The sequence below is a fragment of the Sporolactobacillus vineae DSM 21990 = SL153 genome, from assembly GCF_000377985.1.
In the GTDB taxonomy this organism is placed as follows: Bacteria; Bacillota; Bacilli; order Bacillales; family Sporolactobacillaceae; genus Sporolactobacillus; species Sporolactobacillus vineae.
This window is the reverse complement of record NZ_KB899044.1, coordinates 122,271-136,122: the sequence shown is the minus strand read 5'-3', so window position 1 is coordinate 136,122 and position 13,852 is coordinate 122,271. Positions and strand designations below refer to the sequence as shown.

The window sequence follows — 13,852 nt, the reverse complement described above, 5'->3', positions numbered from 1 at the left end:
ATGAGTTTTATGCCTCAAGAGACAACAGATAGAGACAACGCAGAGCGTCAGATCCGGGTCGATCTGCAGAAGATCTCTGAAATCGAACCGGAGAAAGTCTGTGACTATCTGGGTACGGCCAGAGCCGGGCTGACGGGAAAAACCGCAGAGCAGCGATTGCTTGCCCACGGTGACAACTCGATCAAAAGCAAACAATCTTTTCATCCGCTTCGCCGTTTCGTCAAACAGCTCGTCAACATTTTAGCGATTATGCTGTGGGTGGCAAGTGCGATGGCGCTGATCTCGGGCACACCGGTACTTGCTTATGTGATCTGGTTCATCATTCTCGTGAACGCGACTTTCTCTTTCTTTCAGGAAAGCAAGGCGGACCATGCACTGCAAGCTTTATCAAAAATGATTCCAAATAATGTAAAGGTTTACAGAGACGGCTCGCTGACGGTAATTCCTGCCGAGCGGCTGGTTCCCGGCGACGTGATCGACCTCGCTGCCGGAGACCGTGTCCCGGCCGATATTCGTCTGATCGGCGGTGAGGGCCTGTTCGTCGACAACTCGATGCTCACCGGAGAATCCGTGCCGGTGGACCGGACACCGGAAGCAGATCCGCTGGCCGGAAAGTCTATGGTCAACAGCCGCAACCTGCTGTTTGCCGGGACATCGGTCACAGAAGGTAAGGGAACCGGTGTGGTTTACGGAACCGGGAAACAGACGCAGATCGGCAATATCACGCAGACAACGGCACATATCGTCCGCCGCAAGAGCACGCTGGATGCGCAAATTCAGAAGATCACGCGGACATTGTCGATCATCGCGGTGACGCTGGGCATTCTGGCGTTTCTCGCGTCGACGATGATCACCGGTTTTTCCGTCAATGCAGCACTGATTTTCGCAATCGGGATTATTGTTGCGAACATCCCGGAAGGCCTGATGCCGACGGTGAGCCTCTCACTGGCGCTCGGGGTTCAGCGAATGGCCAAGAAGAATGCGCTCGTCCGCAGGCAGTCGGCCGTTGAAACGCTGAGCAGCACATCGGTGATCTGTACCGATAAGACCGGGACGCTGACTCAGAATGCCATCTTCGCCCGCGAGGTATGGACGCCGGACGGGTCGATCGAAATCGGCGGCAATGGTTATGAGAAAGAAGGCAAGGTCAGCGGAATAACCGAGACGAATCGCCCCGGCCTTGACCGGCTGTTTACGGCATCGGCCGTCTGCTCGGATACGGTTCTTCAGACAAAGAAGGACGATCCGGCCAGATGGAAGATGATCGGCAGTCCGACCGAGGCGGCAATTCTCGTGGCTTCCTATAAATACGGACTGCCTTCCGAACAATTGAACACACAGTTTACGCGCAAGAAAGTCAGACCGTTCAGTTCCAATACAAAATCGATGACGGTACTGGCAGTAAACAACCAGAGCGGGCTTTTCGAGAAGGATCATGTGATTCAGTTCACAAAAGGCGATCCGATCCGTGTACTCGCCAGATGCGGCTATCTTTTTAAAGAGGGAAAGGAAATCGCCGCGACTGATGCGGATCGAGCGCATGTCCGCACCATGAACGACCAGATGGCAGGCAAGGGATTTCGCGTCCTTGCCATTGCCTGTGCCGACCGGACACGCCGTCCCGAATCCGATGCGAACGACCTGACTCTGCTGGGTCTCGTGATCATGTATGATCCGCCGAAGAAAGGCGTCCGTGAAGCGATCCGGGATTGCTACAAAGCGGGCATCAAGGTCACGATTGTCACCGGAGACTACGCCCTGACGGCAGCGGCGATTGCCCGCCAGATCGGGATCGTGAAAGATAAATATGTGGCGATCACCGGCGCCGAGCTGGAAAAAATGAGCCGGCAGCAACTCGCGGAAAAGATCAATACCGATCTGCCGGTTATTTTCGCCCGGACAACCCCGAAGGATAAGCTGAAAATTGTTGAGACGTACCAGAATATCGGACACGTCGTTGCATCAACCGGTGACGGGATCAATGATGTCCTGGCACTGAGAAAAGCCGATATCGGCATTGCCATGGGGGAGAACGGATCGGATGCGGCCATCGAATCATCAGATGTCGTCCTGCTTGATGATAACTTCGCGACGATCGTCGAAGCCGTCAAAGAAGGACGGGCCATATATGAAAATATCCGTAAGTTCATCACCTACATTCTGGCGTCCAATGTGCCGGAAGTGCTGCCGTTTATTGCCATGGCTGTCTTCCACATACCGCTGGCGCTGACCGTGCTGCTTGTCCTGTCGATCGACCTGGGTACCGACCTTGTTCCGGCGATCTCACTGGGCGAGGAATTACCGGACAAAGATGTCCTCGACTACCCGCCGAGAAAACCAGGGGAAAGTATCCTGAACGGGCGTGTCCTGCTGCGATCCTATTGTTTTCTCGGGATCATCGAGTCGGCCATGCTGTTCCTGATGTTCTTTCTTTCCTGGGGCAGTTACGGATACTCGCCGGCGGCAACGCGCCAGTTCACCGAAACGGTGGCAAACGGCACAGCCGGCGCACACATTCAATATATCTATCAGTATGCGATAACTATGGGATTCGGCGCCGTGATTTTCTGCCAGATCGGCAACCTGCTTGAGTGCCGCTCACCGCGTCTGTCTTTATTCACTATGCTGAATAAAAAGAACTCGCTGATGGGCTGGGGCATCCTGATTGAAATCGTCCTGTTCCTGTTGATTGCCTATGTTCCGTTTCTGCAATTTGTCTTCGGGACGGCAACACCGCAGTTCAGTCACCTGTTTCTGCTGCTGCTCTGCCCAGTGGCAATTATTGTCCTCGAAGAGCTGCGCAAATGGGTGGCAAAAGAACGGACCAGAGCACATCACCATGAAGTGGCTTTCCACTGAATGATTTTTGAATCAAACCGGAAGAAAAATTGCACTTCGCTGTGATTCCGTTAAACTGGATGCAGTGAAGTGTTTTTTGATGATTCATTAACCAGACAGGTGGAGCTGAAGATGAAAATCTATGAGAACAAGGCCGGCAATTTAGCCGCATTCGTACTGGATCCGGATCACTGGGATGATTTTGTCCGGCTGTTCGGCGAACGCGGCGCCTGCGGAGGCTGCTGGTGCATGAGCTGGCGCCGCTATAAGGCCGACTTTGATGCCTGCAAAGGTGAATCAAATAAGCTGGCCATGAAGGAGCTTGTGGACCGTCACCAGCCGGTCGGCGTGCTCCTGTACCTGGACAAACAGCCGATCGGCTGGTGTGCGGCCGCGCCGCGGGAAGTGTATCTCCGGCTTGAAAAATCCCGTGTCTTCAGACGACCCGATTCACTGCCGGTCTGGTCGATCAGCTGCTTTTTTATTGATCAGGCATTCCGGAGAAAAGGGTATACGCTCGATCTGATCCGGGCAGTACTTAACTTTTGCCGGATGAACGGCGCCGAAACCGTCGAAGCCTATCCGCAGATCCCTTACAGTGAGCATGTCCCCGGTGCTTTTCTCTGGACCGGAGTCCCGTCAGTTTTTGAAAAAGCCGGTTTCCATGAGACGGTGCGTCGGTCAAAGTGGAAGCGGATGATGCGCAGGTCTCTGGACACGGCGCCTGATGAGAAATGACAGCGGCCGGCCACAAGAATGATCCAGTGTGAAAAATGAATCCCCGGAGCCTGGGAAACAAGACTCCGGTACTGGTCCGGCCATTCGCACAGAAGGAAGGATCGGTATGATTTTTTTCCCCGGGCAGAAGATTGAAAGTTGCTCTTGATAACGGTAAGATAATAGGTAATTTTGAAAAAGGTTCTGCCCGGCAAGACAGGTGCATCTTAAGTCGTTACAGCATACCGGACAGGCATCAAATAAAGCGTTTTAATTCTGGAAGAATGCGACGATGTCGATGGGGTGAGTCACAATGTCCAAGAAGAAAAAATTTGCTCTTGCTGCTGCACTGACCGGTGCGACGGCTGCAGCGCTGACCGCTGGCATGTATCTGCGTCAGGAAGTGGCCAGACGGCGTCCGTTTGAACTTGAAGAGGCGACCATTTCTGAGCTCCAGAGCGCGTTGAAAGCCGGCCGGTTCACGTCGAAGCAACTGGTCCAGCACTATCTGGACCGGATTAAAAAGTTTGACCAGAATGGGGCCGGACTGAACGCTGTGCTGGAACTGAACCCGGAAATCCTCCATGAAGCAGAAGCCAGCGATGTCCGGAGGTCGGTCAATCCGGATGTTGGTCCGCTGTTCGGTATTCCGCTCCTGATTAAGGACAATATCGGCACCGCGCAGCCGCTGCATACGACGGCCGGATCGACGGCGCTGGCGGACCATCAGCCTGAGCAGGATGCCTTTCTCGTCAAACAGCTGAAAGCAGCAGGCGCGCTGATTCTCGGAAAAACAAACCTGACCGAGTTCGCCAATTTCATGGCGGAGAAGATGCCGAATGGCTACAGCGCGCTCGGCGGACAGGTGCTGAACCCCTATGGGCGGGCGTTTGACGTCGGCGGATCAAGTGCCGGTACAGGTGCCGCTGTGGCGGCGAATCTGGCCGCTGCCGGTGTCGGTACCGAAACCTCCGGCTCCATTCTCAGTCCGGCTTCATCGAATTCATTAGTCGGCATCAAGCCGACGGTCGGCGTCGTCAGCCGCAGCGGCCTGGTTCCGCTGGCGCACAGTCAGGATACGGCGGGTCCGATGGCACGTACGGTCAAAGATGCCGTCCTGCTGCTGAACGTCATGACCGGTGTCGACGAAGAAGACGAGGAGACCGTCTGGAGTCAGGGCGACGTCAAGAAAGATTATACCGTCTATCTGAAACGCAGCGGCCTGCGCGGAACACGTCTCGGCGTTGACCGGAGCTTTCTGGAATCGGTCAGTGAAGAAAAGGTTAAAATTTTTGACCAGGCTTTGAAAAAGATGACGGAAAAGGGAGCTGCGGTCCTTGATCCGGTGGTCATCGAATCTGCGGAGAAACTGGAAAACCATCATTCGTCCGTGATGTACCGGGAATTCAAGTTTGATATTAACCGTTATCTGGAAAAGCTTCCGGAAACAGCTCCGGTACACAGCCTGGCAGATGTTATTGCCTTCAACAAGGAACATGCGGATGCTGAACTTAAATATGGGCAGGCCGTCCTGATTAAATCAGAATCGCTGAGCAGCGATCTTGGTAACCGTCAGTATCTCGCCGACCGTGCAGACGATATTCGCCTGTCGCGTAAAGAGGGGCTTGATGCTGTGATAAAATCAAGACATCTTGACGCGCTCGTTTTTGCCGGTTATCACGGCTGTGATCTTGCCGCAAAAGCCGGTTACCCGTCGATTACTGTGCCTGCCGGTTATACAGAAGAAGGGGAGCCGGTAGGCATTACGTTCACAGGACTCGCCTTCAGCGAACCGAAACTGATCGAACTGGCCTATGCGTTTGAACAGGCGACTAAAGCACGGCGTGCACCGGTCTTTGAGGAGCGGTAAAGATCTCATATACGGATCCAGCTTCACTATGGTTACTGCTGACGACTGTGATTCTCCCTGGGCACACTTCCTGATCTCCCGGAATAAACTAGATCGAGATGATCAAGGAGGTTTCCAGGATGACAGGAGCATATCGGTCGGCTGAACCGGGTGGAAATGACACACTGATCGAACGGATCAAAGCAGCGATCTCTGGTGAGTACAATGCTGTCAACTGTTATCAAGTACTGATGAATCAGGCGCGTACAGCTCATGAACGCCGGCAGATCGGCGAGATACGCGACGATGAAATGCGCCATTATCAGGCGCTTTCGACGTTGTATCAGCAGCTGACAGGCCAGACGTTTCAGCCGCAGCAGACGGAGCAGTGCCCTTCCACCTACATGGAGGGACTGCGCCATGCGATTGAGGATGAACAGAATACCGTCGACTTTTATCTTGAGACTGGTGACATGGCGGCTGATCCCCAGATCAGGTCGCTTTTCTACCGGATTGCCAAAGATGAACAGAATCATGCCGTCTGGTTCCTTTATTTTTATACATTGAGCCGCTGATTCATAGATTTGCCGTTAGCGTTTTACGTGCGACCGGAAGATGGCCAGGGTGGCCATCTTCCGGTCGTTTCATGTACTTTTCGATAGATTTTTAGTATTGTAATTGATAGAGTACCCGATGAATGAAGAAAGTCCGGACTGACTGATGAGAGAAGACGATGCAGAATGACTGGGAGATGGCTTGCCGGAATAGACGCCGGCGGAACACTGATCAAAATTGCGGCAGAGGGTGTGGGCGGAAGGATTCTCCGCTGTTTTCCGGCAGGGGATGAAGAACAATGCGGCCGGTGGATCCGAACCCACCTGAAAGATGCACGGCTCTGCTTTACCGGCGGTTCGGCAATCAGGCTGAAGGATAAGCTCGGTCTGGTTCGGTCACCCGTTGTTCCGGAGTTTGAAGCATCGGCACGCGGCGTGCGTGCTCTGCTTCGAAGCCGGCATCCATCTGTGCCCGGCAGGTTTATTCTAACGAATTGCGGCACAGGAACATCCATTCACCGCGTGGCTCCTTCGGGTCAGAAAAGACTTGGCGGCACGGGGGTCGGAGGAGGAACGCTGCTTGGTCTGGCGAAACTGATGACCGGCGAATCTGATTTTAAGACCCTGATGGAACTTGCGGCACAGGGACACAGGGATCAGGCAGATCTTACGGTGGCGCACATTTACGAAGGCGCCCGGCCGCCGATTCCCGGCGATCTGACGGCAAGCAACTTCGGCCGGGTACTGGAGAACAGCCGGCGGATCAGCAATGCTGACAAGGTTGCCGCGGTGATCGGCATGGTGGCTGAGACAATCACTTCGCTGACACTGTTTGCGGCAAGAAATGAAGGGCTTCGTACGGCCGTCTTTATCGGCAGTATCTTTGCGGACAACCCCGTAATGAAGAATACGGTACACCGGTACTGCAGCCTCTGTTCACTGGAGTCCTTAATCCCGGAAAACGGCCGGTTCAGCGGAGCGGTCGGGGCGTACCTGATGCTCCGGGAAAAGTCATCGCTTTAATGTTCAGACTGCGGTGGCTTTGGATAGGACCTGCCCGATTCGTGAAGACCATTTTCCGACTTCGGATAAGAAAAGCCTTCCCCGAATACTTCATGAACATCGTTGACCGTGACAAACGCATCCGGGTCAATTTCATGGATCAGATTTTTCAGACGGAAGACTTCATTGTGGCTGACGACGCAGTAAAGTACATTCATCCGCCGGCGAGTGAAGCCCCCTTTGGCATCGATCAGAGTCAGGCTTCGGTCAAGCGTGGACAGAATTTTATCGGCAATTTCTTCACTCTTTGTGGAGAAAATCATGACCGCCTTGCCAGCATACGCCCCTTTCTGAACGATATCGATCATTTTGGCACCGACAAAAACGCCGACAAGTGTATACATCATTTCCCGATAGTCCAGATAGACTTTTGAGAGGATAATGACTGCAGCATCGATGACCAGCATGGTTTTACTCATCGCCCAGCCGTAGAGTTTATGTGTGATTCGGGCAACAATGTCGGAACCGCCTGTCGTGCCTCCATAACGGAATATGATGCCGAGACCGCCGCCGATAAACACTCCGGCAAACAGGGCGGCCAGGAACAGATCATGGTTCAGCACAAAGTTGAATGTGAGCAGATGCTGAAAAAGATACAGGAAGACCGACAAGGAGAACGTGCCGATCAACGTATAAATAAATTCATCACGGCGAAAGAACTTCCAGCCGGCCAGGAACAGTGGAATGTTCAGCACAATATTGCTGTATGCCGGATCAACGGAAAACAGATTATATAAAATCAGAGTCAGGCCGGTGACACCCCCTTCGGCCAGCTGATTCTTCATATTAAAGTTGACCAGTCCGAATGAGTAAATCGCCGCACCGATCAGAATAAACAGGATGTTTTTTGCTTTCAAGTCTAGTTTCATCACGTTTGACCCTCCAGAGTCGTATGCCTTTTATATCATAAGCGTATGAAGACAATCCTTCAATATCTCCGGTTTTAAGCAAAGCATCGCGGAGCCTGCGGGGCGCAACCCGGATTTCCACTACTTTCAAAGAGTGGTATGATATTTCTGGAACTTTGACGGGCCGGCTCTGTCTGCAAACCAGCAGGGAAGGGGCACGGCGGATTGGAGCAGATGCCTTGAGTAAAAAGACTTTGGACGAATTGCAGCAGGATGTTGACGATTATATCAGCCAGTTTCAACAAGGCTATTTCTCACCCCTGGCTCAGACCGTACGGCTGACTGAGGAACTGGGCGAGCTGGCCCGGGAAGTCAATCACTATTATGGAGAGAAACCGAAAAAAGAAACAGAACCTGAGAAAACCGTTGAAGAAGAGCTGGGCGATCTGCTGTTTGTTCTGATCTGCCTGGCCAATAGTCTGCACATTGACATGGATTCAGCGCTTGCCCGTGTATGCGACAAATTCAACACACGGGATAAAGACCGCTGGACCAAAAAAGATAAAGGAGAAATAAGTAATGACGGAAACAAGTCAAATTAAGATTGTCGTCGCCGGACCGCGCGGACGGATGGGCGCAGAGACTGTACGCATGATCGAACGGACACCGGAATTCACTTTGGCCGCAGCCGCCGATGACGGACATGATGGAGCGAATGCCGGCGAACTGCTCGGCATTCCGGGACTGAACGCCCGTGTCTACGATGATATCGGTGCCTGTTTCTCCGCGGTACATCCCGATGTCCTGATTGATTTTACCAATCCGGAAGCAGGGAGACGGAACCTTCAGGCAGCTATCGACTATGGCGTCCGTCCAGTCATCGGGACATCCGGTTTTACGAAAGAGGAAGTTGCCGGCTATCGGGAGCAGATGGACGGGAAACAGCTTGGCGGGATCATCGCACCGAACTTTGCGATCGGCGCAGTACTCGTGATGAAATTCAGCAAGATGGCCGCAAAATATTTTCCGGATGTCGAAATTATCGAACTGCATCATGACGGAAAAAAGGATGCGCCGTCAGGAACAGCTGTCAAAACTGCAGAACTGATTGCACAGACGAGAAAGCCGAAGAAACAGGGCGCTCCGGATGAGCGGGAGACACTCAGAGGTGCCCGCGGTGCAGATTATGACGGGATGAGAATACACAGTGTGCGTTTGCCCGGACTGGTCGCCCATCAGGAAGTTCTTTTCGGCAGCAAGGGCGAGCTGCTGACGCTCCGCCACGACTCAATGGCCCGCTCTTCTTTCATGACCGGTGTTGCCTATTCGGTGCGCACCGTCATGTCACTCGATACACTCGTATACGGACTGGAAAATATTCTGGACTGAGTCATTCAACTATTTTTGATGAGGGGGGACAGCCATGAATATTGCTTTGATTGCTCATGATAAAAAGAAACCGGAAATGGTTCGTCTGGCCATCGCTTACCGGTCGGTTCTTGCTCAGCATAAGCTGTACGCAACCGGGACGACCGGCCTGAAAGTCATGGAAGCCACCGGCCTGAAAGTGAACCGGTTCAAATCGGGACCGCTCGGCGGCGACCAGCAGATCGGTGCGCTGATCGCATCGGACCAAATGGATCTGGTGATCTTTCTCCGTGATCCCCTGACCGCCCAGCCGCACGAACCGGACGTCAATGCGCTGCTCCGGCTCAGCGATGTCTACCGGATCCCGCTCGCCACCAATCTGGCATCGGCGGAAGTGATGATCCATGCGCTGAAACGCGGTGATTTCCATTGGCGTGAGCTGGTTCATGAAAGGCAGCACTCAGAGGAATAATCACATTTTTTTACTTTGAACCGGTGCGCAAAGAACAATTGAGGTGTTTTTAATGCATTTTCCCTTTTCTGAAGTGGCACCAATCATGGACCGTCTGATTGACCACGGCTATGAAGCCTACGTGGTCGGCGGTGCTGTCCGTGATTTTCTGCTCGGCCGGCCGGTCCATGACATCGATATCGCAACGGCGGCTCATCCCGGCCGGGTCATCAGCCTTTTCAGAAGAACGATTCCGACTGGGGTCAAGCACGGCACCGTGACGGTAATCGCACACGGCCAAACTTATGAAGTCACGACTTTCCGGTCAGAGAGCGGTTATTCCGATTTTCGCCATCCGAATCATGTCCGGTTCGAATCTTCGCTGGATAAGGATCTGATGCGTCGTGATTTCACCATTAATGCGCTTGCTATGGATCGATCCGGGGCAATCATCGACTTATTCGGCGGCAGGAAGGATATGGCTGAACGGCGAATCCGGATGGTCGGCGCACCGGAAGAACGGATTCACGAGGATCCCCTGCGGATCATGCGCGGCATCCGGTTTGTGTCCGAGCTGGAGTTTACACTTGGAGACCGGGAATTTGCCGCTTTTCAGGCGCAGGCCGGGCTTTTAAAAAAAATTTCTGTAGAGCGTCTGGATCAGGAAATGACCCGGCTGCTTGCCGGACCGGCAGCAAATCGGGCAATCGGATTACTCTTCGCAACCGGATGTTTTCGCGCACTGCCGCTGCTTAAAGAAGCTGATTTGCCGGATCCGCCCGTCGCGCTGCCCTTGCTTGAAGATGATGCAGAACGCTGGGCAGCTTTTCTGGACGGTACGGGGGTCGGCGATGTTGCCGCTTTCGCCCGGGCATGGAAATGGTCCGGCAAACTGAAGAAGCGTGTGACGGCGATCCTTGCTTTTGGAAAAATCCGCAGAGCCGGCAGCTGGAGCCGGATGTCTGTCTATCAGGCGGGACCCCAATGTGCGGCATCCGTCGAACGCTTTCTGACCGCCGGCGGTACGTTCCGCCGGGATACACTGGAGAATCGTCTGAAAGCAGCCGGCAGTCTATGGGCCGGGTTGCCGATTCACAGCCGGAGCGATCTGGCGGTTACCGGTCGCGACCTGATCCGCTGGTCCGGAAGAAAACCCGGGCCCTGGCTGGCAGAAGTGATCCGCACGCTTGAAAAATCTGTCGTTGAAGGAGCAGTCCGGAACAGAACGGAGGTGATCAAGACATGGTTCATGGAGCAGCCGGCAGCACGCGAACAAAAATACTGACAATGCTTTATCAGCATCAGCATGAATATCTTTCCGGTCAGGATATTTCACGGCTCATCGGCTGCTCGCGGACAGCTGTCTGGAAACATGTTCGCGAACTGGAGCACGAAGGGTATCGTATCGATGCCGTTCAGAAAAGAGGCTATCGGCTTGCCGGAACGCCGGAAGGTTTGAGTGAGGCAGCGGTCACTGCCGGACTGCGCACTGAGAAACTGGGGAGATCGATCATTTTCTACGATTCTATCGGGTCGACTCAAAAAGAAGCCTTGCGACTGGCTGATGAAGGTGCAGCCGATGGGACACTGGTCATCACCAATGAACAGACAGCCGGCAGAGGGCGAATGGGCCACAACTGGAAATCACAGCGCGGCGTCATGGTGACGATGAGCCTGATCCTGCGCCCGGACCTGCCGATAGATCAGACACCGCAGCTGACTTTGCTCACGGCGGTTGCCGCAACGGATACGATCGAAGAGATCACCGGCCTTTCCTGCGGGATTAAATGGCCCAACGACATTCTTTATCACGGCCGCAAACTGGTCGGTATCCTGACCGAACTGCAGGCAGAGGCCAGTTTCGTGAAAGCCGTGGTCATCGGTGTCGGCATCAATGTCAATGCCGATATGGCGGAAGTACCGGACGAACTGAAGAAAACAGCCGCGTCACTTTACAGTCTGACCGGGAGAAAATATAATCTGGCCGAATTCGTCCAGCTGTTTCTGCTTCATTTTGAGCATCTGTATCAGCTTTATCTGAAAGATGGTTTCAAGTCCATCAAACCGCTCTGGGAAAAGCGGGCCGTCAGCCTGGGTAAACACATCCGTGTCCGGCGTCCTGAAGGCCGGATCCTTGAAGGAACAGCGCTTGGGATTGACGACAGTGGCGTTCTGCTTTTGCAGGACGGCAGCGGAACCATCAGGAAGATCTATTCAGCCGATATTGAATGGACCTGAGCGCGGCAAACTGTTTCGTGAATCATGCATTTTACTGCGAAAAGGCGCCTTCTATTTGATATAATAGAGAGTGCTGCGGAGCAATCGCTCCGTCTGCCCGAATGGCGGTAGTACATAAACTTTCGATGAAGAAGCGGCTGACCTGAGGAACCGATTCTTCGGAAAAATTGAGCTTGGTAAGGTGATTTTTTGAAAAACTGGGTTATTACCGGGATCCTGATCCTCCTGCTTGTCTTGTTATCCGGATCCTGGTATCTATACAGGAGCAACATGAATGTTGCGAATGCCGCGGCTCAGACTGCCGCAGCAAAAGCGACGGCACACGATCAGCTGCAGAAGACCGGTTCGGTGACCGCCTATTATGGGACGCAGGCTTACGAAGTCGTCAGCGGAACCCGAAACGGTGTCGCGATGTACATTTGGGTACCTGATAAACCAAGTAAAGCAGCCGGCTATCTGGCCCGTCCGGTGAAGAATGGTCTGACACGCAGCCAGGCGCTCCAAAAACTTGCTGCGCTGCATCTGGATGTCCGGTCGATTGTCTCTGTCCGGCTCGGTGCCATTCAGAATCAGCCGGTGTGGGAAATCACGTTTAAAAACAGCCATAACAGTTTTAACTACGTCTCATTCAACTTTGATACAGGCAGGGAAGTCCAACGGATGTTAAATATCTGAGCCTGCTTCAGCCAGGCTCGGCTCACAGACAGGGGAGATCAAGTTATGCGATTAGCAGAACGCGTTGCCACAATTACGCCGTCAAGCACACTGGCAATTACCGCTAAAGCCGGTGAACTGGCCGCACAGGGATTTGATGTGATCGGACTGGGTGCCGGTCAGCCGGACTTTAATACACCTGAATTTATTATCGATGCAGCCACTGAGGCACTGAAAGCAGGACATACCAAATATACGCCGACGGCCGGGCTGCCTGCACTGAAACAGGCGATTATTGATAAATTGAAGCGGGATCAGGGTTTTGACTACACGCCTTCTGAGATCATTGTCGGTAACGGTGCGAAACATGTTCTTTATCTGTTGTTTCAGGCGCTGCTTGACCCCGGTGACGAGGTGATCATTCCCGCACCGTTCTGGGTCAGTTATCCGGAACAGGTAAAGCTGGCCGACGGCGTTCCTGTGCCGATTCAAACGACTCAGGAGCAGCATTTCAAAATTAACGTCGCGGATCTGGAACAGGCAGCGACACCGAAGACAAGAGCGCTGATCCTTAACTCGCCGAGCAACCCCACCGGTGTGATCTATGAAAAGGAAGACCTCGAGCCGATTGCCGACTTCTGCCTGAAACACGATATTTTGATTATTTCGGATGAAATTTATGAAAAGCTGATCTATAACGGCAACACATTTTACTCGATTGCCCAGATTTCAGATGCCGTCAAGAAGAATACAATTGTTGTGAATGGCGTATCCAAATCACATGCCATGACCGGCTGGCGGATCGGCTATGCGGCCGGCGATGCAGTACTGATCAAAGCAATGACGAACATCGCCAGTCACAGTACATCGAATCCCGCCTCGGCGTCTCAGTACGCGGCCATTGCAGCGTACAACGGACCGCAGGACAGCGTCGAGAAGATGCGTCAGGCATTTGAGAAACGGCTGAATACGGTATATCCGCGGCTGGTCGGTCTGTCCGGGGTAAGCTGCATTAAACCGCAAGGCGCCTTTTACCTGTTCCCGAATATCGCGAAGACAAGCAAGGCCTGCGGCTTTGACACGGTGACCGACTGGGTGGCTGCGCTCCTTGAGGAGGAGAAAGTCGCTGTCGTTCCCGGTGCAGGATTCGGTGCTCCGGAACATATTCGTCTGTCCTATGCGACTTCGCTTGAGAAATTTCAAACGGCGCTGGACAGAATTGAACATTTTATTAAGAAACATACAAACTGAAACTTATCGTCAGGTTGATCGA

The 13,852-nt window shown here is 53.2% G+C and carries 13 protein-coding genes; 12 read left to right on the top strand and 1 reads right to left on the bottom strand.

Annotated elements, in window-relative coordinates:
• The first annotated feature begins 9 nt into the window (after positions 1-9).
• The 5 genes from D889_RS0104925 (at position 10) to coaW (ending at position 6,981) form a co-directional block, all read left to right on the top strand.
• A complete protein-coding gene (locus D889_RS0104925; protein WP_010631158.1) occupies positions 10-2,859 on the top strand; it encodes a cation-translocating P-type ATPase in 2,850 nt (949 codons plus the stop codon).
• A gap of 111 nt (positions 2,860-2,970) precedes the next feature.
• Positions 2,971-3,576: a GNAT family N-acetyltransferase gene (locus D889_RS0104920; protein ID WP_238537578.1), complete on the top strand. Its 606-nt coding sequence runs from the start codon at positions 2,971-2,973 to the stop codon at positions 3,574-3,576.
• Between the two features lie 292 nt (positions 3,577-3,868).
• Positions 3,869-5,425 (top strand): amidase family protein, encoded by a 1,557-nt coding sequence (locus D889_RS0104915; RefSeq protein WP_010631160.1) that lies wholly within the window; start codon positions 3,869-3,871, stop codon positions 5,423-5,425.
• 119 nt (positions 5,426-5,544) lie between these two features.
• Positions 5,545-5,979, top strand: coding sequence for a ferritin family protein (locus D889_RS0104910; protein ID WP_010631161.1), 435 nt, complete (start codon positions 5,545-5,547; stop codon positions 5,977-5,979).
• Positions 5,980-6,144: 165 nt separating this feature from the next.
• Positions 6,145-6,981 (top strand): type II pantothenate kinase, encoded by an 837-nt coding sequence (coaW, locus tag D889_RS0104905; RefSeq protein WP_010631162.1) that lies wholly within the window; start codon positions 6,145-6,147, stop codon positions 6,979-6,981.
• Here the strand turns inward: coaW and D889_RS0104900 are convergent.
• Positions 6,978-7,889: a YitT family protein gene (locus D889_RS0104900; RefSeq protein WP_010631163.1), complete on the bottom strand. Its 912-nt coding sequence runs from the start codon at positions 7,887-7,889 to the stop codon at positions 6,978-6,980. The genes coaW and D889_RS0104900 overlap by 4 nt on opposite strands.
• A gap of 218 nt (positions 7,890-8,107) precedes the next feature.
• On the opposite strand from D889_RS0104900, the gene D889_RS0104895 reads away from it, so the two are divergent.
• The 7 genes from D889_RS0104895 to D889_RS0104865 all read left to right on the top strand — a co-directional run bounded on the left by D889_RS0104895 (position 8,108) and on the right by D889_RS0104865 (position 13,830).
• Positions 8,108-8,470 carry a nucleotide pyrophosphohydrolase gene (locus tag D889_RS0104895; protein WP_026039027.1) on the top strand — a complete coding sequence of 121 codons (363 nt, stop codon included), beginning with the start codon at positions 8,108-8,110 and terminating at the stop codon, positions 8,468-8,470.
• Complete coding sequence (gene dapB, locus D889_RS0104890; protein ID WP_010631165.1) at positions 8,448-9,257, top strand: 4-hydroxy-tetrahydrodipicolinate reductase; 810 nt, start codon at positions 8,448-8,450, stop codon at positions 9,255-9,257. The genes D889_RS0104895 and dapB overlap by 23 nt, the downstream gene beginning before the upstream one ends.
• Positions 9,258-9,291: 34 nt before the next feature.
• Entirely contained in the window at positions 9,292-9,708 is a 417-nt protein-coding gene (locus D889_RS0104885; RefSeq protein WP_010631166.1) for a methylglyoxal synthase, read from the top strand.
• An 85-nt stretch (positions 9,709-9,793) separates the two neighbouring features.
• Entirely contained in the window at positions 9,794-10,972 is a 1,179-nt protein-coding gene (locus D889_RS0104880) for a CCA tRNA nucleotidyltransferase (RefSeq protein ID WP_010631167.1), read from the top strand.
• Entirely contained in the window at positions 10,930-11,925 is a 996-nt protein-coding gene (locus tag D889_RS0104875) for a biotin--[acetyl-CoA-carboxylase] ligase (RefSeq protein ID WP_010631168.1), read from the top strand. The genes D889_RS0104880 and D889_RS0104875 overlap by 43 nt, the downstream gene beginning before the upstream one ends.
• A 189-nt stretch (positions 11,926-12,114) precedes the next feature.
• Positions 12,115-12,600 carry a cell wall elongation regulator TseB-like domain-containing protein gene (locus D889_RS0104870; protein WP_010631169.1) on the top strand — a complete coding sequence of 162 codons (486 nt, stop codon included), beginning with the start codon at positions 12,115-12,117 and terminating at the stop codon, positions 12,598-12,600.
• A 45-nt stretch (positions 12,601-12,645) separates the two neighbouring features.
• Positions 12,646-13,830 carry a pyridoxal phosphate-dependent aminotransferase gene (locus tag D889_RS0104865; RefSeq protein ID WP_010631170.1) on the top strand — a complete coding sequence of 395 codons (1,185 nt, stop codon included), beginning with the start codon at positions 12,646-12,648 and terminating at the stop codon, positions 13,828-13,830.
• Positions 13,831-13,852 lie beyond the last annotated feature (22 nt).